Annotated in this window: 23 protein-coding genes; 10 read left to right on the top strand and 13 right to left on the bottom strand. The window is 46.5% G+C overall.

Features of this window, described 5'->3' with window-relative positions:
* Nucleotides 1-40: 40 nt before the first annotated feature.
* Nucleotides 41-925, top strand: coding sequence for a hypothetical protein (locus tag LRP49_RS09050; RefSeq protein ID WP_274141754.1), 885 nt, complete (start codon nt 41-43; stop codon nt 923-925).
* Between the two features lie 86 nt (nt 926-1,011).
* Here LRP49_RS09050 and LRP49_RS09045 read toward each other — a convergent pair whose 3' ends face one another.
* Nucleotides 1,012-1,845: an alpha/beta fold hydrolase gene (locus LRP49_RS09045; RefSeq protein WP_274141753.1), complete on the bottom strand. Its 834-nt coding sequence runs from the start codon at nt 1,843-1,845 to the stop codon at nt 1,012-1,014.
* Between the two features lie 135 nt (nt 1,846-1,980).
* On the opposite strand from LRP49_RS09045, the gene LRP49_RS09040 reads away from it, so the two are divergent.
* Together LRP49_RS09040 and dusC are read left to right on the top strand one after the other, a co-directional pair.
* Nucleotides 1,981-2,409, top strand: coding sequence for a helix-turn-helix transcriptional regulator (locus LRP49_RS09040; protein ID WP_274141751.1), 429 nt, complete (start codon nt 1,981-1,983; stop codon nt 2,407-2,409).
* A 357-nt stretch (nt 2,410-2,766) separates the two neighbouring features.
* Nucleotides 2,767-3,726 carry a tRNA dihydrouridine(16) synthase DusC gene (gene dusC, locus LRP49_RS09035; protein ID WP_274141750.1) on the top strand — a complete coding sequence of 320 codons (960 nt, stop codon included), beginning with the start codon at nt 2,767-2,769 and terminating at the stop codon, nt 3,724-3,726.
* 105 nt (nt 3,727-3,831) lie between these two features.
* Here dusC and LRP49_RS09030 read toward each other — a convergent pair whose 3' ends face one another.
* The gene (locus LRP49_RS09030) at nt 3,832-4,506 is read right to left on the bottom strand and encodes a Rossmann-fold NAD(P)-binding domain-containing protein (RefSeq protein ID WP_274141749.1); all 675 of its coding nucleotides are present in this window, start codon (nt 4,504-4,506) and stop codon (nt 3,832-3,834) included.
* 222 nt (nt 4,507-4,728) lie between these two features.
* On the opposite strand from LRP49_RS09030, the gene LRP49_RS09025 reads away from it, so the two are divergent.
* Together LRP49_RS09025 and LRP49_RS09020 are read left to right on the top strand one after the other, a co-directional pair.
* Nucleotides 4,729-5,370: a YecA family protein gene (locus LRP49_RS09025; RefSeq protein ID WP_274141748.1), complete on the top strand. Its 642-nt coding sequence runs from the start codon at nt 4,729-4,731 to the stop codon at nt 5,368-5,370.
* 2 nt (nt 5,371-5,372) lie between these two features.
* Nucleotides 5,373-5,777: a (deoxy)nucleoside triphosphate pyrophosphohydrolase gene (locus LRP49_RS09020; RefSeq protein ID WP_274141747.1), complete on the top strand. Its 405-nt coding sequence runs from the start codon at nt 5,373-5,375 to the stop codon at nt 5,775-5,777.
* A gap of 13 nt (nt 5,778-5,790) precedes the next feature.
* Here the strand turns inward: LRP49_RS09020 and dsbB are convergent, their stop codons facing one another.
* Both dsbB and nhaB read right to left on the bottom strand, forming a co-directional pair.
* Nucleotides 5,791-6,330 (bottom strand): disulfide bond formation protein DsbB, encoded by a 540-nt coding sequence (gene dsbB / locus LRP49_RS09015; protein WP_274141746.1) that lies wholly within the window; start codon nt 6,328-6,330, stop codon nt 5,791-5,793.
* Between the two features lie 90 nt (nt 6,331-6,420).
* Nucleotides 6,421-8,007 (bottom strand): Na(+)/H(+) antiporter NhaB, encoded by a 1,587-nt coding sequence (nhaB, locus tag LRP49_RS09010; RefSeq protein WP_274141745.1) that lies wholly within the window; start codon nt 8,005-8,007, stop codon nt 6,421-6,423.
* Between the two features lie 660 nt (nt 8,008-8,667).
* Here nhaB and fadR point away from each other — a divergent pair.
* Nucleotides 8,668-9,519, top strand: coding sequence for a fatty acid metabolism transcriptional regulator FadR (gene fadR, locus LRP49_RS09005; protein WP_274141743.1), 852 nt, complete (start codon nt 8,668-8,670; stop codon nt 9,517-9,519).
* Between the two features lie 81 nt (nt 9,520-9,600).
* Here fadR and LRP49_RS09000 read toward each other — a convergent pair whose 3' ends face one another.
* The 5 genes from LRP49_RS09000 to gap all read right to left on the bottom strand — a co-directional run bounded on the left by LRP49_RS09000 (nt 9,601) and on the right by gap (nt 16,765).
* Entirely contained in the window at nt 9,601-11,145 is a 1,545-nt protein-coding gene (locus LRP49_RS09000) for a SpoVR family protein (RefSeq protein ID WP_274141742.1), read from the bottom strand.
* A gap of 46 nt (nt 11,146-11,191) precedes the next feature.
* Nucleotides 11,192-12,460, bottom strand: a complete 1,269-nt coding sequence (locus tag LRP49_RS08995) for a YeaH/YhbH family protein (protein ID WP_274141741.1) — start codon at nt 12,458-12,460, stop codon at nt 11,192-11,194.
* Nucleotides 12,461-12,499: 39 nt separating this feature from the next.
* Complete coding sequence (locus tag LRP49_RS08990) at nt 12,500-14,434, bottom strand: PrkA family serine protein kinase (protein ID WP_274141740.1); 1,935 nt, start codon at nt 14,432-14,434, stop codon at nt 12,500-12,502.
* Nucleotides 14,435-14,787: 353 nt separating this feature from the next.
* Entirely contained in the window at nt 14,788-15,651 is an 864-nt protein-coding gene (locus LRP49_RS08985; RefSeq protein ID WP_274141738.1) for a D-hexose-6-phosphate mutarotase, read from the bottom strand.
* A gap of 118 nt (nt 15,652-15,769) precedes the next feature.
* A complete protein-coding gene (gene gap / locus LRP49_RS08980; protein WP_274141737.1) occupies nt 15,770-16,765 on the bottom strand; it encodes a type I glyceraldehyde-3-phosphate dehydrogenase in 996 nt (331 codons plus the stop codon).
* 510 nt (nt 16,766-17,275) lie between these two features.
* On the opposite strand from gap, the gene msrB reads away from it, so the two are divergent.
* Nucleotides 17,276-17,662 (top strand): peptide-methionine (R)-S-oxide reductase MsrB, encoded by a 387-nt coding sequence (gene msrB, locus LRP49_RS08975; RefSeq protein ID WP_274141735.1) that lies wholly within the window; start codon nt 17,276-17,278, stop codon nt 17,660-17,662.
* 37 nt (nt 17,663-17,699) lie between these two features.
* Here the strand turns inward: msrB and LRP49_RS08970 are convergent, their stop codons facing one another.
* Both LRP49_RS08970 and LRP49_RS08965 read right to left on the bottom strand, forming a co-directional pair.
* Nucleotides 17,700-18,566, bottom strand: coding sequence for a DUF2989 domain-containing protein (locus tag LRP49_RS08970; RefSeq protein ID WP_274141734.1), 867 nt, complete (start codon nt 18,564-18,566; stop codon nt 17,700-17,702).
* A gap of 166 nt (nt 18,567-18,732) precedes the next feature.
* Nucleotides 18,733-20,499 (bottom strand): calcium-binding protein, encoded by a 1,767-nt coding sequence (locus LRP49_RS08965; RefSeq protein WP_274141733.1) that lies wholly within the window; start codon nt 20,497-20,499, stop codon nt 18,733-18,735.
* A 360-nt stretch (nt 20,500-20,859) separates the two neighbouring features.
* Between LRP49_RS08965 and LRP49_RS08960 the strand changes: the two genes are divergently transcribed.
* Complete coding sequence (locus LRP49_RS08960) at nt 20,860-21,144, top strand: YeaC family protein (protein WP_274141732.1); 285 nt, start codon at nt 20,860-20,862, stop codon at nt 21,142-21,144.
* Between the two features lie 28 nt (nt 21,145-21,172).
* On the opposite strand, the gene ansA is transcribed toward LRP49_RS08960, so the two are convergent.
* Both ansA and sppA read right to left on the bottom strand, forming a co-directional pair.
* Nucleotides 21,173-22,183 (bottom strand): asparaginase, encoded by a 1,011-nt coding sequence (ansA, locus tag LRP49_RS08955; RefSeq protein ID WP_274141731.1) that lies wholly within the window; start codon nt 22,181-22,183, stop codon nt 21,173-21,175.
* Nucleotides 22,184-22,269: 86 nt separating this feature from the next.
* Nucleotides 22,270-24,126: a signal peptide peptidase SppA gene (sppA, locus tag LRP49_RS08950; protein WP_274141730.1), complete on the bottom strand. Its 1,857-nt coding sequence runs from the start codon at nt 24,124-24,126 to the stop codon at nt 22,270-22,272.
* Between the two features lie 161 nt (nt 24,127-24,287).
* Between sppA and LRP49_RS08945 the strand changes: the two genes are divergently transcribed.
* Nucleotides 24,288-26,297: an NADPH-dependent 2,4-dienoyl-CoA reductase gene (locus LRP49_RS08945; RefSeq protein ID WP_274141729.1), complete on the top strand. Its 2,010-nt coding sequence runs from the start codon at nt 24,288-24,290 to the stop codon at nt 26,295-26,297.
* A gap of 104 nt (nt 26,298-26,401) precedes the next feature.
* On the top strand, nt 26,402-26,950 hold the full coding sequence (locus LRP49_RS08940) for an NAD(P)H nitroreductase (protein WP_274141727.1): 549 nt from the start codon (nt 26,402-26,404) through the stop codon (nt 26,948-26,950).
* Nucleotides 26,951-26,986: the final 36 nt, after the last annotated feature.

The raw sequence follows: 26,986 nt of genomic DNA, 5'->3' as shown, positions 1-26,986 counted from the left end.
GATTACCATTGATGAAAATTCAAAGGATTGTATATTTGGTATGTTATTAACGCGAAGTGCCGAAGATAAGGTTAGCGAAGAGCATATTAATAAGTTAGACACAATGTTAAAAGATATCGATTCCGATATCGCATTGTCGATGTCTTATGTAAGGCGTGCTCACGATGTTTCGTTTCCTGAACTGAAGAAAAAGTTCTCGGGGATTAATGTCGAAACCCTACAGAAGTATATGCAAGCGTCTTACACTGCTCATCGCCCTATCCATGTTGTCGCTGCTTACTCATGGGCGATGATGGTGCCGATGACCGCATTTTACTATGGATTGAAGTTACGCGAGTATTATCGTGGGATGGATGATGCTTCAGTCGAGGCATTGGTGAGGATTGGCAAGTTACCGACAGAACAATTCAACTCGATGCTTGATATAATTACCCATCTTTATTCTGATAAAGATAAAGAGGAATTTGAAGAGTTTCGCTTAAAAATGGAAAACACGGAGGGCTATCGTGAGATTGATTACAATTCGCTATTCCCGCCGAAAGTTTTAGACCTGGAAGCGTTTGGTGAAGATTACTATCGTTCAGTAGCAATCACCGCGAAACGATTTAGAAAAGAAAATAACATTTCTGAAGAATTTGCAGCGCGCGTTCTCGGTTTGTCGCCATATCAATATGGTGTACTAGAAAATGAAAACAAACCCGTTGCATTCTCTGTGGCGATAGGCTTTCGGGCAAAGCTCGGATTTCAGCTTATATCGCACGTGGATTTTACATCTGATATGATCCAATTTCCCGCCTTCCACCACCTCCGTATTGCACAGCACGTAAGAGATGCTCTCATTGTAGAAGCTATGCGACGTTTAGCCGATATTGAAAAAAAGAATGTATCGCAAATGCTTTTATCTCTCTCAAATATGTACATCTAGAATGTGAAGCTAAACATTAGGTAGAAAATAGGCAACGCAAAATACGCAAGATTTTGCGTTGACCATATTTTATCTAAATTGAATAATTAGCTTGCCATCGGTAGAAGCATTTGTTCCACATATACAGAAGAAGATGCTAGGGCGATTAACGCTTTTGTCACTTTCTCCGGTTGTTCTAAATGAACAAGATGATCAGAATTTTTAATTTCAATGAATCGACTGTTTGGCAATTGGTCAGAGAACTCCTTAGCAATTTGAGTTGTTACGTAAGGATCGAACTCAGCTGCACATATAACAGCTGGAATCGAAATCTGCGTTACGTTTGATGGTGTATGTACAAGCAACCTTACTGAGTTATCAAAGAACATGTCGATGCGTTCATCGTCAAGACGGGCGATATTGGCTTCCATTGAGCGCTTGATTGCTTTGGAACGTGGTATGTCAGGGTTGTCGACAGTTAAAGAGCTTACAAATGTTTTTGCGAAGTCGGCCTTACTTTGGGTAGAAGCTGCAATCATTTTTTTAGTGGCTGCGATACCAGAAGTGGGAATGCCAGGTACACCACCACAAATACTTAACGATTTAACGCCACGCCAAATGCTACAAAGTTCTACTGAAATAGCGGTAGCATAGGAGATGCCAATAATATGTGCGGATTTAATATTCATATAATGAATGAAATCAAGCAGCATCTCACTTTGTTGACGGATAGTGACTTTAGAGTCAAGTGGCTCAGCATAGCCAGTCCCCGGAATCTCAACAGTTATGCAAGTGAGTGTCTTAGAAAATTCTTCGGAAAACGCTGAGACAGATTCGATGTCTTGGAGTGCACCCAAAAGAAATATTGCCACTTGGTCTGTGTTTTTGTTTTCACAAACAGTGTAGCGGTATTTTCTGTTATTCAAAATAATATGGTTCATTTTTACTACCTTTTCTCTTTTTATAAGGAGGGAGAAATATATCCATAATTTTGAGGGCGCATAACTATTGAGAATAAAAACACTAAGGTAAAAACGTGTGCTGAATGGGAATCATTCGAAAAGATAGGTGAATAAATGGATATTGAATTATCTAAAAAGAAAATTGCTTATAAAATAAAAACCGCAAGAGAGCTGGCGCACAAAACGCAGGTTTTAATGGCCAAAGAGCTAAATATTGCGAGGCAAACCTATCTAGACATTGAGAACGGTAAAACGTCGGCCAAAACGACTACGTTATTGGAAATCGCGGAAATCACTAAAATGCCAATCATGTGGTTTCTTGAAGACTCCCGAGATCATGCTGACTATCAAAGTGTAAGAGATAGTAAAGATGTTATGGACTTCATGATGGTCATATCCAAATTGCCTGAGCCTGCACGCATTGAGCTTTTGAAAAATAGCACGCAGATGGCTTCAATGATGGTTTCTTTCAGAAACAAGGTTGCCAGTGAAAGAGAAACTGACAGCTTACATCGGTTCCGCGTTGTTAGTGGAGTTTGTTGAAGACCCCAAATAGCCATACGGCATATGCAATACACTGACAGTGTAGTTACCGTAATTCGTGTTTGATCGTGTCTTAGGGGGGAGGATAAAAGCATGTTGCTTCCCCCATCCTCAGACCGACATTTCCTTTGATTTCCCTCCGCTACTTTCTCCTCATTCCTTTGGGAGCACCGAAGGTACTCATATTGGCGCATTTCAAGTACCATACGCGCTCATCGTCGTTCGAGAAGGGTTTGTCGCTCTTCCTATCGCTACGTAACGTTCTGATATGTGTTCCTTGGTTACCAATATGAATGAAGTGATTAACCTCCATTTCCACACCGATATGTGTTTATTCGTGTGCAGAGGTCAGTAAATTTGAAGCTGATACTAGGCCCAATGGAGGGGGTGCTTGACCCTCTCATGCGTCAAATTCTGACTGATATTAATCCGTACGATCTTTGTGTGACGGAGTTTGTTCGTGTTGTTGATGCCAAACTTCCTCCCCGCGTATTCCACAAGCTGAGCCCTGAGCTGCACAATGGTGGTAAAACATTGTCTGGTACGCCTGTGCGTGTGCAACTCCTTGGTCAGGCTCCTGAATTCATGGCAGAGAATGCTGCGCTCGCGACGGAGTTGGGGTCGTCGGGAATTGATATTAACTTTGGCTGCCCGTCAAAAACGGTGAATGGCAATAAAGGAGGTGCAGCCTTGCTTAAAGAGCCTGAACTCATGTATCAGGTCATTAAAGCTGTGCGCGATGCTGTGTCGTCAGAACATGTTGTTAGTGCCAAAGTGAGGCTGGGATTTGACGATTGCTCACCCTATCGTGAAATTGTCGATGCTGTTCAGTCGGGCGGTGCGAATGAAATCGTCGTACATGGTAGAAGTAAAGCCGACGCTTACAAACCAGGTACGGTTCGTTGGGACTTAATTGGTGACATTACCCAGCGTCTTAGTATTCCAGTGACGGCAAACGGCGATATCTGGAACCGTGATGATGCAATTAAATGCGCGGAAATCACTGGTAGTGATAAGTTAATGGTCTGCCGTGGCGCGTTGAATATGCCAAACCTAGCCGCACACATTAAGAATGACGCTGCGCCAATGAGTTGGCATGAAGTTTTGGATCTTCTCGTCAGATACTCTGAGTTTGAGATTCAAGGAGATAAAGGGCTGTATTATCCGAATCGTGTTAAGCAGTGGTTTCGCTACCTTCAAGTCGAATACCCCGAAGCCCGTGCGTTGTTTGCCGATATTCGCGCGTTGAAAAATAAGCAGCAGATTTTGGGCATGATTACGAATGCCTTGAGACAGAGCGAAAAAGCGTTAGTGTAAAGTGATGCTGAAAATGGTGTTTGGTTGCATCTTAGATGCGTGCTATATCGTGGTGAAAACAAAAGGCAGACTCAGTCTGCCTTTTTGAGTTTTTGACGTTATCTTTCAGGCCTCATTGAGGGTTTTGCCGTGGAGTATTCTGAAGTCAAAACGGCCAGGCCACTTTTCTTCAGAAAGCGTTCCTATCATTGCTCTTGCAACGCGAACGCCTTCTACGGGTTCCAAGTTGGCCAATGGACCGGCTAGAAACGGAGAGATAAAAGGCAAAATACGCTTAAGTGCCTGTTCATCTTTTCTCGGCACATCTCGCTCACCAAGTAAAGGACCTGGACGGGCAAACAGAAGCCGTTTAAAACCCATGTCTGACAGTGTTCTCTCCATCTTTCCCTTACAGCGCAGGTAGTGGGAGGGAGACCAAGGGTGCGCCCCCATGCTAGAAACAACAGCAAGATGTTTTACCCCGACAACAGCCATCATGCGGGCAACTTTTACCACCAGATGGTAATCGACATCTTCCAATGCTTTTTTTGATCCTGCTTGTTTCAATGTTGTCCCCAAGGCAATGTAACCTTGGATCGGCACCGGCCAGTGAGGCTGCCAATGCGTGACAGACAAGTCTTGGCTTTGATGCACAATGATCTTTTCAGAGGTTATTGAGACAGGGCGTCGCGTGACAACATGAATGTGTGAAACGTCTGGATCACCAAGAAGCTGATGAAGTAGCTCATCGCCAACCAAACCTGTTGCTCCAGCAATAATAACGCTTCTCGACGAAGACACTGCAATTTCCTTCAACTAAGCAATTGCGCTTAGGCTACCATGATTTGCGTAAATCTATTCAATCCCTTAGACAGAATATTAGATGAAACTCATAGGCAACGCGTGAGCACGAAATTTAGGTCTTTCATGAAAGAGAATTCGATGCCATGAAGGCATTGCCTAATGCTGGACTTACAGACTTGGATCTATATGATCCACTTTTTGGTTTAGCCGAGAGTAGTGATGAATACATTAATTGAAATGCCACAGGATTGGGATGGCATGCCTGCAAGCTTTATTGAAGGTGCGTTGTTAGCGGCAAACTTGTCTCCAGCACCACTGGATCCAGACGTATGGATGCCAATCCTTCAGACGGGTGGTATGGATGAAGATAATGTAGAACTTATCACCATAGACCAAAAGAAAGCGGTTTTGATGCGCTTTGAACAGCAATATGCGCTGTTAATGAGGCATCAGTATACGCTACCTGAGTCGCTTTCTTTGGAAGGTGAACGCAGTGCAGAGCATCAGGTGTTCTCTGAAGGTTTTCTTGCCGTTTGGCCGCACATTGAACCGGCATGGCAAGAGGTGACTGTGTCAGACGGTAGCCGCCGCATGTTATCGGCACTGATGACAACCATGCTGTTTCTTCATGATGAGCAAGGTACGCTAGCACAAATGCAAGAAGCTGGGCTGACATCGTTACCGTCCCCTGAAAAGTACTACAAGCAAATGGAGCTAATGATCAACGAAGTTGCGTTGGCGGCAGACGAAGTGCAACAGGGCTCGGGCGCGCAAGCGGTCAACCCGTACAAGTCTGTTGGTCGAAATGACCCATGCCCTTGCGGTAGTGGTAAAAAATTCAAGAAGTGCTGCGGTAAATAACCATGCCCCAAGATGCAATTTTGGTTGTGGCGGGTGTCATTCGTGACGGTCATAAAATACTGATCACGCAAAGGTTTGATAGCGACGAAGGGCTTGGGCTTTGGGAGTTTCCCGGCGGCAAAGTTGAGCTTGGCGAGTCAGAGCAAGAAGCACTAGCGAGAGAGCTTTTCGAGGAGCTGGGAGTGGAGGTTGAAGTTGGAGCTTTTCAACTAGAAACTCGCCATACGTATCCGACAAAAACGATCTGTTTGCGAAGCTATGAATGCACTATCACGTCGGGAGAGATTACCTTGCATTGTCACCAAGCGATGGCGTGGGTAGATGCTAACGCGTTGGGGGATTACCGTTTTAGTAGTGCCGATAAGCCCTTGGTTGCAAAACTTCAAAGCAAAAAAAATCCCAGCTAGGCTGGGATTTTTTTTAGCTAAACATTCTGCGTTGACGCTTTCCAATGAATTGGGAGAGCACCACGATGGCCAAGAAAACGAGCATTCCGCTAAATATTACGACCAGCCATTGAGGCATCGACAGTGTCAGGAACTGCCAAACTACTTTGCTACAATCACCGCTCGCTTCAAAGACGGAAGGAACCCACTCATTTAATGGTGCCCATGAAGGGAAAGAGACGAAGATATCGCACGTTGCACCAAACAGTTGATTGGGATCTGGGAACTGGTAGCCAACATGCTCAATGGCCAGCTTTAATCCCCACCCTGCAGAAATGCCCCATGCCGAGAGGCTTAACCAACGCATTAACCCATTAGCGGGTGCAATCATACCCAGCAAGCCTGCGCCAACAACGCCTAACATAGCAACACGTTCGTAGATACACATGACACAGGGTGCGAGATCCATGACATGCTGGAAGAATAAAGCACACGCTTCAAACGTTAATGCCGACAGCATTAACAGAAACCATGCACCACGGCCCCGCGAAATTTCATTGAAGTAGGAAAACATAAATAGCGAATCCATTTAAAAAAAACGAAGCCCTACTGTTTCTAGCAGGACTTCGCTATTCAAAGGCTTAATCGATCTAAGATCAACCTTTTAGTGGCCAACGCTCGCTGCGGCAGCTGAACCGATCTCGCCGATTGAGATCCAACCCGCATCGTAGAACCAATCTGTCATTGGAACGAGGAAGAACTCAATGCCCGCCAAGCCGATCAAACCAAGAACCAGTGTATATGGCAATGCCATGTAAACCATCTTGCCGTAAGAAAGGCGAAGTAACGGTGCAAGGGTAGATGTCAGCAGGAACAAGAATGCTGCTTGTCCATTAGGTGTAGCAACAGATGGCAGGTTAGTACCCGTGTTGATTGCCACCGCCAAAAGCTCGAATTGTTCACGTGAGATTGCGCCTTCCATCAACGCAGCTTTTACTTCGTTAATGTAAACGGTACCCACGAACACGTTATCAGACACCATCGAAAGCAAACCGTTCGCGATATAGAACATCGTAAGCTGATCACTGCCTTCTAAGCGTAATACCGCTGCGATGACTGGCGTGAATAGCTCTTGGTCAACGATAACGGCAACGACGGAGAAAAATACAGCAAGTAGTGCAGTAAATGGCAATGCTTCTTCGAATGCTTTACCGATTTGGTGTTCATCAATAACACCAGTGAAAGAGGTAGCAAAGATGATAACGGTTAGACCAATTAGGCCAACAGCAGCGAGGTGCATAGCCAGAGCTAGAATCAACCAAACCGCAATCAGTGCTTGGACGATTAGCTTTGCTACGTCGTAGTTAGTGCGCTTCGCACGCTCTGCTTGGTCGAACTCAACTAAGATTTGGCGTACGTTTTCTGGTAGTTCTGTACCGTAGTCAAACAAACGGAATTTCTCGACCAGAACACAAGTTAGCATGCCACAGATAAGAACGGGTAGGGTGACTGGCAACATACGGATAATGAATTCCCCGAACTGCCAACCTGCTTTTTCAGCGATGATCAGGTTTTGAGGTTCACCTACCATGGTCATTACACCACCCAGAGCAGTACCTACACCCGCGTGCATTAGCAAGCTGCGCAGGAATGCGCGGTAGTTTTCTAGGTCATCACGGCTTAAGTCGTCACGCACTGACTCATCCGAGTTGATGTCATGCGATGAGGTGAAATCTGCACCCGAAGCAACACGGTGGTAGATACCGTAGAAACCCACTGCAACACTGATAACCACTGCGATAACCGTCAGTGCATCTAAGAAAGCAGAAAGGAATGCTGCCATGGCACAGAATGCGAGAGAAAGAAGTACCTTAGAGCGGATACCCAGCAGTATTTTGGTGAAGATAAACAGCAGAAGCTGTTTCATGAAGTAGATGCCAGCAACCATAAAGATAAGTAGCAGCAGTACTTCGAAGTTAGCAACCAGTTCGTGTTTTACCGTAGCAGGGCTTGTCATGCCAATGGCTACCGCTTCAATGGCAAGTAAGCCGCCTGGCTGAAGTGGGTAACACTTCAGTGCCATCGCCAAGGTGAAGATAAACTCTACGACGAGTACCCAACCCGCAACAAATGGGTCTATAGCAAATAAAATCGGGTTGATGATTAAAAACGCGATGATCGCGGCTTTGTACCAGTCTGGCGCCTTACCAAGAAAATTCTTGATAAATGCGTTCCTTAGCGTAATGGCCATGTATTAGTCTCTGTTCTTTCTAATGCAAGTATTCTTGGGGGCTTGAAATGGTTGTAAATAAGCTGTTACCGAGGACAGAGGAATGGTGATCTTATTTCGCGATGCGTTGAAATAACAATTTTCCATTGTGAAACCGCCCAATAGTTGACGCTTTGCACCTCATCGCCCGCGGGTCAGACGAATTCGATGCACACAATACAGCGACTTTCCAAACAGTCAACAATCCAATGCATGTTAATTAAATTACTGGAGTTTGTTACGAAAAAATAAAACTTCAGCACATTAAAAATGAAACGATATGTAACATTGAAGCGCGCTTATTCTATGCGCGAGATCTATTGCAAACTGTGATGTCGATCAAGGTTAATTCGTGAGCTAAAAAAATGAGAGAATTTGTTCGACGACTGGCGAGTTATTAGGCTTCTACATCATGAAGAACCTCGCATTTCATCTATTGAGAATGTTATTAATTGGTATCAATGTTCCGCGTCAGCATTGCCAAATTTGATGACAATTTGCGTACAAATTGAGTATCTGTGACCTGTACCGTTAAATCTGCGTCAATTCCACGCAAACGATTCCACTCATAGGTTTCTAGGATGTGACCAGAAGTGGTATGATGAGTTATTAATCAAGATAAGAAGCAACTTGGAACACTCAATGGTTATTAAGGCGGACAGCCCGGCAACTTTTGCTGAGAAATATATTATCGAGAGCATTTGGAATAATCACTTTCCTCAAGGCTCCATCCTGCCAGCAGAGCGTGAATTGTCGGAACTCATCGGTGTAACACGTACGACGTTGCGTGAAGTATTGCAACGTTTAGCACGTGATGGATGGTTGACTATCCAGCATGGCAAGCCGACCCGCGTCAATGATTACATGAATACATCAGGACTGAGCATTCTAGACACGCTTGTCACCTTAGAAGGTGAAGATGTCCAAGGTGTGCTTGAGAACCTGCTTGCAGCGCGCACCGACATTAGCGGTGTATACATGCGCTATGCAGTGAAAAATGACCCGCAACTATGTGCAGCGTTGATTGAAAAAGTGATCAGCCGATGCGAAGAATTGTTAGCGAGTGAAAGCTATGCGAGCTTTGTTGAAGGTATTGAAGAGAAAGATGCGATTCAACAAGACGTGAAAAAAATCTTTGATACGTTTGGTAAGACTGATTTAGCACTATGCGAAGCGGTGTGTCGAGCACGTGCATTCAACCATTTTGACTACATGCTATTCCAAGGTATGGCGCAACGCTCAGGCAATAAAGTTTACGTGTTGACAATGAACGGTATGCGCAAGATTTACTCTCGTGTTGGCGGTTACTACTTCATGGATAAGCGTGCTTGTGAATTAGCACTGCAATTTTATCGTGAGTTGCTGGCGATTACGGTGGAAGGTCGTCACGGTGAAGTGGCAGAGCGCGTTAAACAGTATGGCCGTGAAAGTGGGGCAATGTGGTTTGTTAACCGTGACAGCATCGCCAAACTGATGGAACAAGAAGAAGCGTAAGCACGCTTGCGCTCAAAAAAAACCGCCAATCTGGCGGTTTTTTTGTTTTTACGTCGGTACTGTTTCGCCCAGAGGTATTGCTTAGGTACCAGGGATCAAGTCTGGATCGAATTGTGGGCGTTTAGGGCAGGTAGAGATTATTTTGCCCTTACCATCTGACGTTTCCTCTTCGAGCACCACCTCAAACCCCCACAATCTATGGACATGCTTGAGTACTTCTTGATAAGAGTCATTCAGTGGAATTCGATTGTGTGGCACATAGCGCAGCGTGAGAGAGCGATTACCACGCAGATCCACATCCCAAACCTGAATGTTGGGCTCATGATTACTCAGGTTGTACTGAGCAGACAATTTCTCGCGGATTTGTCGATAACCTTCCTCATTGTGAATACTGGTGACCTCAATGAAGTTTTGTCTGTCATCATCATTGATTGAGAAAAACTTCATATCTCGCATGACTTTTGGCGATAAGAACTGGCTGATGAAGCTCTCGTCTTTAAAATTCTGCATGGCGAAATGAAGGGTTTCTAGCCAATCGCTTCCGGCGATATCGGGGAACCAATATTTGTCTTCTTCTGTCGGCTCTTCACAAATACGTCGAATGTCCTGAAACATCGCAAAGCCAAGCGCATAAGGGTTAATCCCGCTATAGAATTTGCTGTTATACGGCGGCTGCGCTACGACATTTGTATGACTGTGTAGGAACTCCAAGATAAAGCGATCAGTCACCAAGCCTTCGTCATAGAGGTGATTCAAGATGGTGTAGTGCCAGAATGTGGCCCAGCCTTCATTCATCACTTGCGTTTGTTTTTGCGGGTAGAAATATTGGCTCACTTTTCTCACGATGCGGATCGCTTCGCGTTGCCAAGGTTCGAGCAAAGGCGAGTGCTTCTCAAAAAAGTAGAGGATGTTTTCCTGCGGTTCAGCAGGGAAGCGTTCCACTTCTTTCTCTCGTTTCTTCTCGCTGGTGGGGATAGTGCGCCAAAGTGCATTCACTTGAGTTTGAAGATAATCTTCACGTGCTTTTTGTCTAGCCTTCTCTTCCGCCATGGAGATTTTTTGAGGGCGTTTGTATCGGTCGACGCCATAGTTCATCAGGGCGTGGCAGGAGTCGAGTAGCTTTTCAACCTCATCGACACCGTACTTCTCCTCACATTCACTGATGTACTTTTTGGCAAACAGGAGATAGTCGATGATAGAACCTGCGTCTGTCCATGTCTGGAACAGGTAATTGCCTTTGAAGAATGAATTGTGGCCATAACAGGCGTGCGCCATGACAAGTGCCTGCATCGTGATCGTGTTTTCTTCCATCAAATACGCGATACAAGGATCAGAGTTGATCACGATTTCATACGCCAAGCCCATGTGACCGTGTTTGTAGCCGCGTTCCGTCTCGATGAACTTTTTGCCAAATGACCAGTGACTGTAGTTGATGGGCATGCCGACACTGGAGTATGCATCCATCATCTGTTCGGCGGTAATGATCTCAATCTGATTAACGTAGGTGTCCAGTTTGTAGTGGGCAGCAACGCGTTTGATTTCATTGTGGTATTTGTCCAGCAGATCAAATGTCCAATCTGGACCATCACTGAGAGTCTTTTTTCTGTTTTTTTGAGCGACAGTCATAAGTCCTCCTTGGATCCCAGCCCCAAAAATAGGAAACGGTGAGCGGTTAGCTCACCTGTTTTTTAAACAACTCTCGGAAGACAGGGAAGATGTCGTCTGCCGTGCGGATATTCTGCATAGCAAAATTCTCATGTCTCTCATCTAGCGTTTCATATTCACGCCAGAGGGTTTGATGCGCACGACGAGTTATCTCTATGTATGCGTAATATCGCGTTACCGGCAATAAGTTACGTTCAAGCAATTCTCTACAACCCGGTGAGTCATCTGCCCAGTTATCGCCATCTGACGCTTGCGCTGCGTAGATATTCCACTCATTAGAGGGATAACGGTCTTTCACGATTTCGTTCATCAAACGAAGCGCACTAGAGACGATAGTTCCACCGGTTTCTTGCGAATAGAAAAACTCATGCTCATCAACTTCTTTTGCCTGCGTGTGGTGGCGGATGAAGACCACTTCTACATTTTTGTAGGTGCGGGTTAAGAAGAGATACAGCAAGATGTAAAAGCGTTTAGCGATGTCTTTGGTGGCTTGGTCCATAGAACCTGACACATCCATCAAACAAAACATAACAGCCTGACTGCTTGGCTGAGGACGCTTCTCGTAGTTTTTAAAACGTAAATCAAACGTATCAATGAAGGGGACGGCTGCAATCTTCTCCTTCAACGCTTCGATTTCTTCTTGTATGCGTTTCTCTTCAAGTGGCTGTGCAGGCTCTGTACTTCTAAGCTCTTCAAGCTCTGCTTCTAGTTCTTTCAATTTACGTCGCTTACCAGCAGACATTGCCGTGCGGCGAGCTAATGAATTTTGAAGTGAACGTACAATCGCAATATTGGCGGGTACACCCGTCGCCTTGAAACCAGAGCGGTGGGTTTTGTATTCCACCAACTTTGTCATTTGATTTTTTTGAAGGTTAGGCAGCTCCAAGTCTTCAAACAACAAGTCCAAATACTCATCTTTTGAAATTTGGAAAACGAAGTCGTCTTGCCCTTCACCATCGGGGCTTGCTTGGCCTTCACCAGCACCACCCCCAGCTCCACCAGGTGGACGCTCTATGCGATCGCCAGGAATGAACTGGTCATTGCCAGGATGGACAGCTTCACGCTCTCCTCCTTTGCCTTGTCGGAATACAGGCTCTCGGATGTCACGAGAGGGGATAGTGACGCTCTCGCCACTATCCACATCGGTGATTGAGCGTTTATTTACCGCATCAGCAATCGACTCTTTTATCTGTCGTTTGTGACGTCGCAAAAAACGCTGACGGTTTACCGTACTCTTGTTCTTTCCGTTGAGCCTTCGATCTATAAAATGCGCCATAAGCCCCCCGTATCATTTGTAACTACATAGACTGCCTATTTACGAAGACTTGCGAACACGCAAGTACCACTCAGATAGGAGCCTTACTTGTTTGCGGGTATAGCCTTTCTCCATCATGCGGGCGACAAAGTCGTCGTGCTTTTTCTGCTCTTCGGTCGATGTCTTGGCATTAAAGGAGATAACAGGAAGCAACTCTTCGGTGTTCGAGAACATTTTCTTCTCGATAACGGTGCGAAGCTTCTCGTAGCTCGTCCACACGGGGTTTTTACCTTCGTTATTGGCTCGTGCACGCAATACGAAGTTCACGATCTCATTTCGGAAGTCTTTCGGATTACTGATACCGGCTGGCTTTTCGATTTTCTCCAATTCACTGTTAAGCGCAGAGCGGTCAAACAGTTGGCCTGTATCAGGGTCGCGATACTCTTGATCTTGAATCCAGAAATCAGCATACGTCACGTAGCGGTCAAAGATGTTCTGCCCATACTCAGAATACGACTCTAAGTAGGCGGTTTGGATCTCTTTACCGATAAACTCGACGTATTTAGGGATGAGATACCCTTTAAGGTGCTCGAGGTATTTCTCTGCGACATCTTGCGGGAACTGCTCTCTCTCGATTTGTTGCTCAAGCACGTAGAACAGATGAACGGGGTTCGCCGCCACTTCTGAGTGATCGAAGTTAAATACGCGAGAGAGGATTTTGAAAGCAAAGCGGGTTGAAAGACCATTCATGCCTTCATCGACGCCTGCGTAGTCACGATATTCTTGGTATGACTTGGCTTTGGGGTCGGTATCTTTCAGTGTTTCGCCGTCATAGACGCGCATTTTCGAGAACAAACTGGAGTTCTCTGGCTCTTTGAGGCGAGAGAGTACGCTGAAGCGCGCAAGAATATCTAACGTGCTAGGCGAACAAGGCGCGGCTGACAACTCACTGCTCTGAAGCAGCTTGTCGTAGATTTTCATTTCTTCCGACACGCGTAGACAATATGGCACTTTTACGATGTATACACGGTCGAGGAAGGCTTCGTTGTTCTTGTTGTTGCGGAATGTCTGCCACTCGGATTCGTTTGAGTGCGCGAGAATCATACCGTCAAACGGAAGTGCGGAAAGCCCTTCGGTCCCGTTGTAGTTGCCTTCTTGGGTGGCAGTTAGTAAGGGGTGCAACACTTTGATAGGTGCTTTGAACATCTCGACGAATTCCATCAAGCCTTGGTTGGCTTTACACAATGCGCCGGAATAGCTGTATGCATCTGGGTCGTCTTGAGAGAAGTGCTCAAGCTGTCGGATATCGACTTTACCCACCAAAGAAGAAATGTCCTGGTTGTTTTCATCGCCAGGCTCTGTTTTCGCCACAGCAACTTGATCAAGGATCGACGGACGTACTTTTACAACCTTGAACTTACTGATGTCGCCACCAAACTCATGGAGGCGTTTAGCTGCCCACGGCGACATGATGGAGCGAAGGTAACGCTGCGGAATACCGTAGTCGCTTTCCAATAATGCACCGTCTTCTAATGCATCAAAGAGGCAAAATGGATGGTCATTCACCGGGCTGCGTTCGCCATTAGCGGTAAGCATATAAATCGGTACTTTTTGCATCAAACTTTTCAGTTTTTCAGCCAGTGACGATTTACCACCACCAACAGGCCCGAGCAAGTATAGAATTTGTTTGCGCTCTTCCAGTCCCTGTGCGGCATGTTTTAGGTAGGAAACGATTTGCTCGATAGCATCTTCCATACCATAAAAGTCTTCGAATGTTTTGTAGCGTGATATGACGCGATTCGAAAAGAGTCGGCTTAGTCTTGGGTCGAGTGCTGTGTCGATCATTTCTGGTTCGCCAATTGCCATCAATAGTCGCTCTGCGGCATTGGCGTAAACGCTGCGATCTTCGCGGCATAGGTCCAGAAACTCCTGAAGGCTCAGCTCTTCGTCTTTAGCTTCTTCGTAGCGCTGACGATAGTGGTCGAAAATACTCATGGTCCTGCCCCCTAAATCGTGCTGTTGTCCATTGAGAAAGGATATAAACGCAGATGCTTTCATATCCTCGCTCTTTTAAGACTAGTAGCAACTGATCAATTTGCGTGGTTGAATTGCTTGTTTTATAAATCTTTTTCCCTTTTGTGATAGTGCTTTGTATTCGAGATGTAACTTTCGATTGATGCACTTGTCGCTGTGGTGTCGCAAAGACGAAGCGGAATTCTCTGGCAAATTTCACAGAGACAACGGAATTTGCTGTGGAATGCGGAAAGGGGGAAGAGAACGGCTGAGAGAAGAAATAAAAAAACCGACGCTGAATGAGGCGTCGGTTTTTTCTTACTAATCAATCGGAATTATTGGCAAGCGATTAACGTAGTGAGCACGTGTTTTTTGCCGGATTCCAGTATCACACTGCGGTCATACACGGTGGATTCAACACAGACCATGGTTTTGTAGCTGTCATCTGCCATGTCACCCATGCTGATAGACAGCGCTTCCCATGGATTCCAAACCACAACTGCATTGTTACCTGAGTTTGTCACTGTCATGCGACGTTGATACGCAGGGTCTTCGACAACCACTGTTTCGGCGGCTTGGGTGTAAATACGGTCAACTTCTTGATCAAAGTTTGCGCTGCCAGAACTTGGTTTGCGCTCGCCAGCTTCAATAAATTCATTGCCGAGTTCAGAGACAGTGGTCTCGGTAACATCACCAATATTCAAGTAGGTGTGAAGCGCGCCACCGATATTCATCGCAGACTCGCCCGTGTTAGTCGAAACCAGGCTGACTTTCAATGTATCTGATACTTCAACGAGAAGCTCTGCATGAAATGCGTGAGGCCAAATTGCACGCGTTTCAGCACTGTCTTCGAGCGTGAGACTCAGAATTACGCCATCCTCGTTCTCGCGGTGTTCATTGAGTGTCCAATGGCTGGTACGCGCAAAACCATGAGATGGCTCGGCGGCTTTACCAAACCAAGGCCAGCAGACGGGAATACCACCACGAATAGCTTTGGTACCGCCGAAGTCAGCGTTTTCACTCATCCAAATGGTGTCTTTTTTACCCGCAGGCTGGAAGCTTAATACGTGCGCACCGAACAAAGAGACAGCGGCGGTTGCCTTAGGGTGAATAACGCGAATGACTTTAAGTCCGTCTAGCTCGCAGACGGTGACAAAATCAGAAAGCACAGCGGTAGTCGGAAGCTGTTTAACGTCCATGAATATGCCTTAATATCAAAATGCTTGCGACAAGGCGTCGCAATGAAAATTCAGATACAAAAAAGGCGGCCAATAAGCCGCCTTTTGTCACTCATGCCTTAACGGCAATCCGGAATGATTACTTAGAGATGTGAGCAATCAGGTCCAGAACTTTGTTTGAGTAACCGATTTCGTTGTCGTACCAAGATACAACTTTAACGAATTTGTCAGTCAGAGCAACACCTGCTTTCGCGTCGAATACAGAAGTTTGCTTCTCACCGATGAAGTCTTGAGAAACAACTTCGTCTTCAGTGTAACCCAGAACGCCAGCCATCTCGCCTTCTGAAGCAGCTTTCATTGCCGCACAGATTTCTGCGTAAGTAGCAGCTTCTTTCAGGTTAACAGTCAGGTCAACTACAGAAACGTTTGCAGTTGGTACGCGGAAAGCCATACCAGTCAGTTTGCCGTTCAGTTCTGGAAGAACTACGCCAACTGCTTTAGCTGCACCAGTTGATGATGGGATGATGTTCTGAGAAGCACCACGACCACCACGCCAGTCTTTCGCAGAAGGACCGTCAACAGTTTTCTGAGTTGCAGTAGTAGCGTGAACAGTAGTCATCAGACCAGATTCGATGCCCCACTTGTCGTTCAGTACTTTTGCGATAGGCGCAAGACAGTTAGTAGTACAAGAAGCGTTAGAAACGATGTCTTGACCAGCGTAAGAAGCGTGGTTAACGCCCATTACGAACATTGGAGTCGCGTCTTTTGAAGGACCAGTCAGAACAACTTTCTTCGCGCCAGCAGTGATGTGTTGGCGTGCAGTTTCGTCAGTCAGGAAGATACCAGTTGCTTCTGCAACTACGTCAACGCCAGCTTCGTCCCACTTAAGGTCAGTAGGGTTACGCTCAGCAGTTACGCGAACGGTTTTACCGTTAACGATCAGGTTACCACCTTCAACTTCAACAGTACCGTTGAAACGGCCGTGAGTTGAGTCATACTTCAGCATGTATGCCATGTAGTCAACGTCGATCAGGTCGTTGATTGCTACAACTTCGATGTCGTTACGTTCAACAGATGCACGGAAAACGAAACGGCCGATACGGCCAAAACCGTTAATACCTACTTTGATAGTCATTATGTTGCTCCACAACTTAATATCTAGTGAAAGGAAATTGGTAGTAAAATTACAGAATCGGTACCACCCATGCAAGTAAAAAACCCATCTAAATTGCTTAAAGTCAAAATTACTACGGATTAAATTTACAATACCTAAACATCTTTTTGGGCTGTTATAGGAAAAGTTGAATTTCCTTGTGGATGTTAGGGTTAGGTCAAATTTCGAACGATACGTCGGCGGGGCCTTTCATTCGCTGCCTATTATGACGGTCTGAAAACTATTCTTGCGTGCGAATATTGAGAATCCAAGCGACATTGTTGTTTCGGATGGATAAAGTGAATTGCATATGGTGTGTTAATTAGATTCTTGTAATTTTTCTCCATAATTAAAACAATCTGTTGCATGTGAATACTTCGCTAATAGATGTAAAGCTTTGCCGAGCTCACACGGTCGCAATGCAAGGGGCGAATTCCTTGCAAGAAAATGAAATCATTAGAGGCTGTGATCCACTCGCGAAAAGGGAAAGAAATGACAACGAAAGAAAATGAAAATTGGAAGGAAATGCTCTCTGAACTTGCCTACAGAGTGTGTCGGTTAGGAGAAACCGAAGCTCCATTTTCTGGTTCGCTGTTATATAACCAAGAGGCGGGGACGTATCACTGTGTTTGCTGTAAATCAGCACTGTTTCAATCGCAAACTAAATTCGATTCTGGATGCGGTTGGCCGAGCTTTGATGAAGCGGAAAGCGGCGCGGTTCGCTATCTAGAAGATCGTAGCCTTGGCATGGTAAGAACAGAGATTCGGTGTGCGAATTGCGATAGTCATTTAGGGCATGTCTTTGATGATGGGCCAACAGAAACCAAGCAACGCTATTGTGTTAATTCTGTGTCGCTATCTTTTACGGGTAAGGAATAGTTCGTCGCGCCGATGAGGCGCGACTATTCGTTATGGCTTAAGACGGATCGGGAAGTCGGCGAACTGGCTCCAATAAATCCCTTTCAAAATCACCATCTTCAATGGCAGATGAGACGTCGTTGGCGATATCGGCAATATCATCTCTTCTGTTGTCTGGCATTGGATAGAGCAGTTTTAGCTGCGCTTCTTTTGCAATCGGCAATCCGAGATCCTGCCCAACTAGTGCCCACATGTAGGCTTCGTCCAACAGGCCCAGAGAGTGATTTGCAGTCGCAAGTGATTTTACAGCTTCAGGAACAGTCTTATCTCTTGTTTCACCTGCGCGCCCGTCATAGAAAGATAAAGATTTCAATAGGATATCGATAGTGTGTTCTTTGTCTTTATCAACGTAGTACGTAGCCAGTCCTAGTTGTAGCTCTGGCGTGTCGAGGTATTCGGTTTCCTCTAAGCGAAGGAATTGGTCCAGCGCGTCATTGTCCCCTTGGGTCCAGCGGTAGTAAATAATTGAAGGCTGGTATGAGGTCGTAAGCTCTTCCTCTATGCGCTCTATCGAATCATAGGCATGGTAAAGAGCTTCAGTACGTTTGGTTTTGCGTTCTTTTAGCGTGGTGGTTTCAATTTGGGCGGACAGCTCCATACACCTTGCATACTTCTTCGTCAGCATGAGTTCGTCAAATTTGTTTAAATCTGACGGTTTTTTTTCTACATCAAATCTCATCCAAATAAGATCTGTACGCTCATGTCGGCATTGCCCATCCCGCACGTTTAGCTTGTGGCAAATTTGCGGGTAGTTTTCACAAAGCTGAGCGGTACTGCGGTTACTTTCAAAGCAACCAGAAAGCAGCGTGGGAACGAAAATGGCTGCGATCAGTTTTAACGTAACGGGAATTCTACCTGTTGTCATCGTATAGCGAACTCATCAGTTTATAAGAATGTTTCCAAAAAAGGATACGCACGACTTATAACATAAACACTTAAATAGAGTTTATGTCCGATTACGGAGTTTTGCGTGATGCCTCATACAGGAAAAATTTTAGTGAGTTAGCTACGGTCGATCGGGGGGCTCTTTCTTAAAGAATGGTTGTCCCTAGGAAATCGATATTGTCGGCGTCCGTCCAAATCGTGATTTGAGCACTACTGTAGATATCATCAAACACATAGGCTTGAAGGTCTCCAATTTGACTGGCGTTTAGCCCCATTTGCGTCACCATTTCGGGCGATATTGTTGCTGCGGGTGTTGCTGTACTGTTGTACGCCCAATTAACCCCCGTAAGGTTAAGCGTGTCATCTCCGTCGCCGAGCCACGCAATGAACCCTTGCCAATCATTATTGCTGGTGTCGTCTGATTGCTCATCTATCTCATGAAGGTTGATAGTCACGGTCTGTGCGCTGCTGTCGCCGACTACCGCTTCTATGCCTGCAATCACGTTGCCTGTGATGCTGGGGTCAGTTTGGTAGGAGGCCCCTGTGAAGTCGGCATGGACTGCACCAGCGATTTTCATCGTATCGAAACCTGAAGAGGCATCGTATCGGTGCTCATTGATCTGCGTACCATCTGGCAGCGTTTTGGTTTGTCCTTGAAAGTCATCGACGTCAAATATCAGGGTGTCAGAATTAATGCTTCCTGTGATTTTATCAACGCCTTGCTGACCATCCAGAATGTTGTTGGCACTAAACCAACCCGCAAAAAGAACATCATCTCCTTCGCCACCATAAAGTGCGTTACTTCCTAGGTTGCCGTAGAGTTCGTCGTTACCATTGCCACCGTACAGAATGTCGTTGCCTTGTTTTCCGTAAAGCTTGTCGTTGCCGTCTTCGCCATAAATTTCATCGTTACCGGCATTTCCCCGTAAGTCGTCGTTGCCGCTGCCGCCATAGATCTCATCGTCGCCTGCCCCGCCGAAAACCAGATCGTCGTCATCGCCAGCTTCGATGTAATCATTGCCAGCATCACCAAAGATTTTGTCAGCACCGCCTTCGCCGAAAATATCATCATGACCAGCACCACCTCGGAGCTCATCATTACCTTGTTGGCCTTCTAACAGATCGTCCCCTTCACCTCCAAGGAGTTCGTCATTGCCAAATCCCCCCCAAAGTTCATCATGTCCGTTGCCACCTTCAACCTTGTCATTACCATTTTGACCGTAAAGACGGTCGTCTCCGTTGCCACCATGAATATGGTCATCATCGTTTCCTCCCCATGCTCTGTCGTTACCGTCACCGCCAGATATGACATCGTTACCATCAGCTCCCGTCAGTGCATCGTCACCGCCTTCTCCGACAAGATAATCATCACCGTCGTAACCAAACAGTGAGTCATTGCCGTGGGAGGTTGCATCGCTAGAGATTTCTTCGACATTAATGTTTACATCATCGGAGGTAATATCAGTATTAACGTCACCGAGGTTAAAGGGTGTCCATTCGAAAGAGGGGAGAGCCGTTGCTGGAATGGTAAAAAAGACTAACTTGGCTCCATCAGGGACATTGATATCGATAGCGGAACCGTGCTCGGCAGTCGTCACTGCATCTACGATGATTTTGCGGGTGAGCACATCGCCACTGCTATTGAGAATGGCATAGCCGAGACTTTGCTCTTCAGTTACATCGAAATCGAATTGTGACAATGTGACGGCAAGGAAAGTGTTGGCTTCCAGATCGTAACTGCCATCAGTATTGGCGGTTAGTGTTGAAATGTCGTCGGAAGATGAATCGCCATATACTCTGTCGTTACCCGCGTAGCCACGGAGGACATCATCATCACCGAGTCCGTAGAGTCTGTCATCGTCTGAAGTGCCTAACAGTTCATCTTGAGAGCTGCTACCCGTGATTATGGCCATGCAAGAGTACCTTTTGTGTTTATTGGGCCGTAAGGTGACAGGTCGTTTGGTAAACACAAGCGGAGAGAGCAGCGATTGAACTGGCTGCTATTGGGAAAAACTTGTTGTAGTGAAACTGGTTTCTGTCACCGGCCAGTTACCGATTAAGGTGGCAAATTGTCACAAAGTACTCAAGCTGGCAGGTGCTTATTCATATTAAAATCAGTAGTATTATGTTTATGTTCAAGCGGGACACTGTACTAAAGCACTTAAAAAGAATGAGTTTTAGTATGACAAATGACTGACGACGAAATGTGTGCGAACGTATAGAAAATAAGTCGTTATTGGCGCGTCAGAGTTGAAAACAAGGACAAGAGTTTTATGGATATTGAGCAGCTGCTATCGAGTGTAACACCAGACGTATTTGAACGATTGAACTATGCCGTAGAAACGGGAAAGTGGCCAGAAGGCACACCGCTTACTCCTGAGCAACGTGACAATGCAATGCAGTTGGTGATGCTGTATCAATCACGCAATAATACAGATCCTCAGCATATGAGTGTCGCTGCAGGTGGCGATATTAAATTGAAGTCAAAAGCCGAGCTTAAACGCGAGTTTTCTTCTGGCCAAGATACCATCGTACAGACCAAGGTACATGACGAATAAAAAACGGCCTCGCGGCCGTTTTTTGTTTTTAGATCGTTAGCTCGCCGCGTAAGTTTGCTTGAAGCTGAGTACGAATTTCTACCATGGATAAGTCTTGGCTTAATAGGAAGTGCAATTTTGCCAACGCCGCTTCTGGCGTCATATCAAATCCACTTAACACACCAGCATCTGCCAGCGCACAACCTGTCGCATAGCCCCCCATGTTGACCTTGCCAGCCAAACACTGTGTCAGGTTAACCACAACGACGCCGCGTTCGGTGGCTTCACTGAGTAGGCCCAGAAGCTCTTTATTCTGAGGTGCGTTACCAACACCAAATGTCAGCAGAATCATGGCATTGACTGGCTGCTTCAAGGCGTTGCGGATAACTTCCGGTGAAATGCCAGGATACATCATGATGATGGCAACAGGTTGCTCAGTAATGGTGTGAACCTTGAACGCACCTTCCGGTTTCTTATCAATCTCGCCACCTAGCAACTGGATGTTAATCCCCGCTTCGAGTAACGGAGGCAGGTTTGGTGACGTGAAGGCGTTAAAGCCGTCCGCATGTGACTTGGTGCTGCGGTTTCCACGAAGTAGTTGGTTGTTGAAAAACAGGGTGACTTCGTTGATGGGATAGTTAGCTGCAATGTGTAGCGCGTTCAACAAATTCGCCTGACCGTCAGAGCGAAGCTCAGCCAGTGGAATTTGCGAGCCAGTGATGATGACTGGCTTGTCGAGATTTTCCAGCATGAAAGACAGTGCTGACGCGGTGTAAGCCATGGTGTCTGTGCCATGGAGGATCACGAAGCCATCGTATTTGTCGTAGTTATCTCGAATGTCATCTGCGATGCGTTGCCATTCTGCTGGCGTCATGTCTGCAGAGTCGATGAGTGGGCTGTACTCGTGAATGGTGAATTCTGGCATCTCTGGACGATGGAATTCCGGCATCTGCTGAAGTTGTTGCTGCATAAATCCAGAAACAGGGATATAGCCCTGCTCTGACTTCAACATGCCAATTGTGCCGCCTGTGTAGGCGATATAAATGTGTTTTCTTTCCATCTTCACAACATCAATCTGTTCGTGGGTGTGGGCGCATTATACGTACCATAACGGCGAAAAAAACCCCGGCATACGCCGGGGATATCTTAGTTTTCAAAATAGCTGCAGTTTGGACAGACAGCATACCTGCCATTCGGGTCGTTAAAGTTATTTAAGTTATTCATTTCGCTGGTCGCGACATCAGCGAACTCTTGAACAACTGACGGCAGTTTTAAATGCGTATTCAGGTCTAGAGCGACAGAAGCTTGGTTCATCAACTCAACGATAAATTGTTGTGCTGGGGATAAAGGCTCCTCCATCCAATTCAGCGAATAGGCTTCGATGTTTGCAAGCTCTGCGGCAGCATTGACGGCATCGTCAAAATCACCGAGTTGGTCAACGAGACCTCGCTTCATCGCGTCGTAGCCAGTCCAAACTCGGCCTTGTGCTACCAAATCGACATCTTCGATAGACAGGTTACGCTGGCTAGCAACGAGACCAATAAAGCGCTGGTAGCCATTTTCGATACCCAATTGCATCATATCGCCAATTTCTTTTGGTAGTGCGCGCGTCACGCCAACACCGGCAAAAGGTGTAGTTCCTACGCCGTCACTGTAAACCCCGTATTTCGCCAGCGCGTCTTCAAAGGTAGTCAGGATGCCGAAAATGCCGATAGAACCCGTGATTGTCGTAGGCTGAGCAATGATTTTGTTAGCACTGGTTGAAATCCAGTAACCGCCAGATGCCGCAACGGATGACATGGAAACGACAACCGGTTTGCCGGCCTCTTTTAACGCCTCGACTTCATTGCGGATAACTTCAGATGCGAAAGCACTGCCGCCTGCACTGTCCACGCGAAGCACAACGGCTTTAATCGCACTGTTCAGACGCGCTTCACGAAGCAAGCCCGCGGTTGTATCGCCGCCCACTGTGCCTTCGGTTTCAAACCCGTCAATGATGGCACCACTGGCGACAACGACGGCAATTTGGTTTGAGCTAGGCAGGTTAAACGTCAGTGGCGAGTAGTCATAAATACTGACGTAGTTAAAGCTATCTTCGCCATTGCTGCCGAAAACTTCCGCCAACTTGGCACGGATTTGCTGACGGGTCAGTAACGCGTCAACCAGTCCCATCTTTTGCGTCAGCAACGCAAAATCACCGTCGACTGCTTCGAGGTTAGCCAGCAATGTTTTGGTGGTTGGCGACATAGACTCTGGGGTAATCCCGCGGTTTGCGGCAACATCATCCACATACGCTCCCCAAAGTTGGTTCAGCCATACGGCATTAGACTCTTTGGCTTCATTTGACATGTCTGTGCGCGTGTAAGGCTCTACAAACGATTTGTAAGTGCCTACGCGGAACACATGCGTTGTGATATCCAGATTTTTCAGCAAGTCTTTAAAGTAAAGGTTATAGGTACCGTAGCCACGCAGCAGGACTGCGCCGTCCGGTGCCATGAGCACTTCATCGGCATAGCTCGCGAGATAATATTGACTCTGACTGTAATGGCCGCCAATTGCGACGACATGTTTGCCCGTTGCTTTGAATTCGTTAATTGCTTTGGCGATATAACGCAGCTTGGTCAAGCTGGTTTCCGACATGTCAGACAGACTCAGCACCATGCCGTTGATTTTATCGTCTTTTGCTGCTGCTCGAATTTGGTCAACCACATCGTAAAGTACGTTTTCAAACTGCATCTGTTGGCCGAACAAATTGCGCGTTGCGACGTCGTAAGGGTCAAGGCGACGCTGCTTTTCAACAATAGGCCCCGAAAGATCGACGAGCAGAGCGCGAGCAGGTTGCTCTGTTTGCTGAGGTGCGGGTGTATGTTCAGTCGTGACGGCAAAGTAGATTGCCACCAAGATTCCTATAAAAATGAGATTTAGCAGTAACTGACGCGCAAATGTGATGGTCTTCCAGATCCACTTAAGCACATTACCGATAAATTTAAAAAGCGTTTTCATTTGGTTATCCAGCTTCTTGTCCTGAGTGTAATCGTAACGAATCCTGTTTGGATTACCTAGCTTTGATTTGTGTTGTGAAAATGTAAACAGTTGTTTGAATTTTTGCTTAACTAGGGTTATGTTGGTCAGACCAGAATTTATAATTATCATGGATGCATACTATGAGCTCGCCGTACCCACATTTGCTTGCACCACTGGATCTTGGTTTTACTACCTTAAAAAATCGTGTGTTGATGGGATCAATGCACACAGGGCTAGAAGAGTCTAACGATGGGTTTCAAAAGCTTGCTGCTTTTTACGCTGAACGCGCAAAAGGAGGAGTAGGACTTATCGTTACTGGGGGTTTTTCGCCTAATTTCCGAGGTCGATTGCATCCGCTAAGTGCGCAATTCAGCAGTGGCAGAGCGGCGAGGGCTCATAGAACTATTACTGATGCCGTCCACGAGCATGGCGGTAAAATCGCGCTGCAATTATTGCATGCTGGTCGTTATGCCATGCACCCATTTGCGGTCAGTGCGTCTGGCACGCGTTCTCCCATTTCCAAATTTGCGCCGTCCTCAATGAGTGAACGTCAAATACGCAATACCATCACTGACTTTGCGAAAAGTGCAGAGCTTGCTCGAGAAGCAGGTTATGACGGTATTGAGATCATGGGGTCTGAAGGCTATCTGATTAATCAGTTTATTTGTGTACGTTCTAACACGCGTTATGACGATTGGGGTGGAAGCTACGAAAACCGCATTCGATTCCCGATTGAAATTGTGAAAGCGGTTCGTGAGCGAGTCGGACGTGATTTCATCATTGTTTTCCGTCTCTCTATGCTGGATCTGGTCGAACAAGGCAGCACCAAAGAAGAAGTGGTGCAGTTAGCGAAGGCGTTAGAGCAGGCAGGCGTTACCATTCTCAATACAGGAATTGGTTGGCATGAAGCGCGTATTCCGACCATCGCGACGCAAGTTCCTCGAGCAGCTTTCAGCTGGGTCACTGAAAAACTTAAAGGTGAAGTCTCCATTCCCTTGGTGACATGTAATCGCATTAATACGCCAGAAGTGGCCGAGTCCATATTAGAACAAGGGCAGGCTGATATGGTGTCGATGGCACGCCCGTTTTTGGCGGACGCAAACTTTGTCGCCAAGGCCGAGGCGGATCAGGCAGATGACATCAATACGTGTATCGCATGTAACCAAGCCTGTTTAGACCATGTGTTTAAAGGGAAGCGCGCGAGTTGTCTCGTTAATCCTCAAGCTTGCTATGAAACTGAATTGACGGTATCACCGGCGGCGAATACACGTCGTGTGGCAGTTGTCGGTGGTGGTATGGCAGGGATGTCGTTTGCAGTAACTGCCGCAGAGCGAGGCTTTGATGTCGTGATTTTCGAAGCGAGAGATACCCTAGGAGGCCAATTCAATCTCGCTATGCAAATTCCCGGTAAGGAAGAGTTCAAAGAGTCTATCCGTTATTTCACCAAGAAAGTTGCAGACTGGGGCATTGACGTTAGGTTAGGCACCAAGGCAAGTGCAGAGGATCTTGAGGGTTTCGATGAGGTTGTTATCGCAACAGGGGTGAAGCCTCGCTTACCGAATATACCTGGCTTGGATCATAGCAAGGTTATTGATTACCAAACGCTTATCCGTGAGCAACCAACACTCGGAAATCGAGTCGCAATTATCGGTGCTGGGGGGATCGGAATTGACGTTGCTACCATGATCACTGAGCCAGAAAATCAAACACTTGATGAGTGGCTGCAAGATTGGGGTATTGATAAATCTCTAGGTCATGAAGGCGGATTATTGCCACAAGCACACTACATTTCCCAGCGTCAGGTGTGGCTACTCCAGCGTCGCCAAGGCAAAGTCGGTAAAGGGCCGGGTAAAACAACGGGTTGGATACATAGGAAAACGCTGGAAAAACGCGGCGTGGAACTCATGGGGGGCATCAGCTACGAGAAAATTGATGATGAAGGCCTGCATATATCACTGGAAGGCCAGCCTCATGTGTTGCCTGCCGACAATATCATTTTATGTGCGGGGCAAGAGTCAGTGAATGACCTCGCCACAGAGCTAAATGGAAAAGGTAAATCAGTGCACGTTATCGGTGGCGCTGAAAAGGCAGGGGAGTTGGACGCGAAACGTGCTATCCGCCAAGGCGTGAAGCTGGCCATATCGCTTTAATTGTATTCCACAGAGCTATTGCCACAAAATTTGAAGGGAGTTAGCCCTTCAGTTTTGTGGTATTTTTCTTTGTAAGTTCAACTGTTTTTATACTCAGGATCGTTATGGATGCTTTAAGCCTTCTCACTCAGCGTCGTTCTATTCCACGTCTTTTAGCACCAGCACCGAGCGGTGATGCACTGGACAATATGTTGGCAGCGGGACTTCGCGCCCCAGATCACGGTGCACTTACTCCGTGGGAGTTTGTCATTGCGACAGGGGAGGGATTGAACAAACTGTCAGCGATCCTAAAAACGGCCGCTGAAGCAGACAATGAAGAAGCCGCAGTGGTGGAGAAAGCGACCAATGCGCCTTTCCGTGCGCCAATGGTTATTACTGTTATCGCGCGTACTAAGCAACACGATAAAGTGCCTGTGATTGAGCAGCACATTTCTGCCGGTTGTGCAGCCCAAGCGATGCAGATGGCGGCGGTCGCGCAAGGCTTCCAAGGATTCTGGCGGACTGGAAAGTGGGCCTATCACCCGAGTGTTCGTGAGGCATTTGGTGTTTCAGGCGATGATGAAATAGTCGGTTTCTTGTATGTCGGCACGCCTGATTGCACACCTGCAAACGCCCCGAAACGTGATACTGGCAAATACGTAAAATACCTCTAATACCCTCCAGTACACTTTTTGACAAGATTTAACTGG

Origin of the sequence: Enterovibrio qingdaonensis, from assembly GCF_028683135.1 — a bacterium.
Classification (GTDB): Bacteria; Pseudomonadota; Gammaproteobacteria; order Enterobacterales; family Vibrionaceae; genus Enterovibrio; species Enterovibrio qingdaonensis.
Note: the sequence above shows the minus strand (reverse complement) of the source record. Positions and strands in the feature narration are given on the sequence as shown.

Bases quoted from the DNA above. Each gene is read 5' to 3' on its own strand.
- LRP49_RS09050 (WP_274141754.1), top strand. From the start codon at position 41: ATGTTATTAACGCGAAGTGCCGAAGATAAGGTTAGCGAAGAGCATATT.
- LRP49_RS09045 (WP_274141753.1), bottom strand. From the start codon at position 1,845: ATGAACCATATTATTTTGAATAACAGAAAATACCGCTACACTGTTTGT.
- LRP49_RS09040 (WP_274141751.1), top strand. From the start codon at position 1,981: ATGGATATTGAATTATCTAAAAAGAAAATTGCTTATAAAATAAAAACC.
- LRP49_RS09025 (WP_274141748.1), top strand. From the start codon at position 4,729: ATGAATACATTAATTGAAATGCCACAGGATTGGGATGGCATGCCTGCA.
- LRP49_RS09020 (WP_274141747.1), top strand. From the start codon at position 5,373: ATGCCCCAAGATGCAATTTTGGTTGTGGCGGGTGTCATTCGTGACGGT.
- dsbB (WP_274141746.1), bottom strand. From the start codon at position 6,330: ATGTTTTCCTACTTCAATGAAATTTCGCGGGGCCGTGGTGCATGGTTT.
- nhaB (WP_274141745.1), bottom strand. From the start codon at position 8,007: ATGGCCATTACGCTAAGGAACGCATTTATCAAGAATTTTCTTGGTAAG.
- fadR (WP_274141743.1), top strand. From the start codon at position 8,668: ATGGTTATTAAGGCGGACAGCCCGGCAACTTTTGCTGAGAAATATATT.
- LRP49_RS09000 (WP_274141742.1), bottom strand. From the start codon at position 11,145: ATGACTGTCGCTCAAAAAAACAGAAAAAAGACTCTCAGTGATGGTCCA.
- LRP49_RS08995 (WP_274141741.1), bottom strand. From the start codon at position 12,460: ATGGCGCATTTTATAGATCGAAGGCTCAACGGAAAGAACAAGAGTACG.
- LRP49_RS08990 (WP_274141740.1), bottom strand. From the start codon at position 14,434: ATGAGTATTTTCGACCACTATCGTCAGCGCTACGAAGAAGCTAAAGAC.
- LRP49_RS08985 (WP_274141738.1), bottom strand. From the start codon at position 15,651: ATGGACGTTAAACAGCTTCCGACTACCGCTGTGCTTTCTGATTTTGTC.
- gap (WP_274141737.1), bottom strand. From the start codon at position 16,765: ATGACTATCAAAGTAGGTATTAACGGTTTTGGCCGTATCGGCCGTTTC.
- msrB (WP_274141735.1), top strand. From the start codon at position 17,276: ATGACAACGAAAGAAAATGAAAATTGGAAGGAAATGCTCTCTGAACTT.
- LRP49_RS08970 (WP_274141734.1), bottom strand. From the start codon at position 18,566: ATGACAACAGGTAGAATTCCCGTTACGTTAAAACTGATCGCAGCCATT.
- LRP49_RS08965 (WP_274141733.1), bottom strand. From the start codon at position 20,499: ATGGCCATAATCACGGGTAGCAGCTCTCAAGATGAACTGTTAGGCACT.
- LRP49_RS08960 (WP_274141732.1), top strand. From the start codon at position 20,860: ATGGATATTGAGCAGCTGCTATCGAGTGTAACACCAGACGTATTTGAA.
- ansA (WP_274141731.1), bottom strand. From the start codon at position 22,183: ATGGAAAGAAAACACATTTATATCGCCTACACAGGCGGCACAATTGGC.
- sppA (WP_274141730.1), bottom strand. From the start codon at position 24,126: ATGAAAACGCTTTTTAAATTTATCGGTAATGTGCTTAAGTGGATCTGG.
- LRP49_RS08945 (WP_274141729.1), top strand. From the start codon at position 24,288: ATGAGCTCGCCGTACCCACATTTGCTTGCACCACTGGATCTTGGTTTT.
- LRP49_RS08940 (WP_274141727.1), top strand. From the start codon at position 26,402: ATGGATGCTTTAAGCCTTCTCACTCAGCGTCGTTCTATTCCACGTCTT.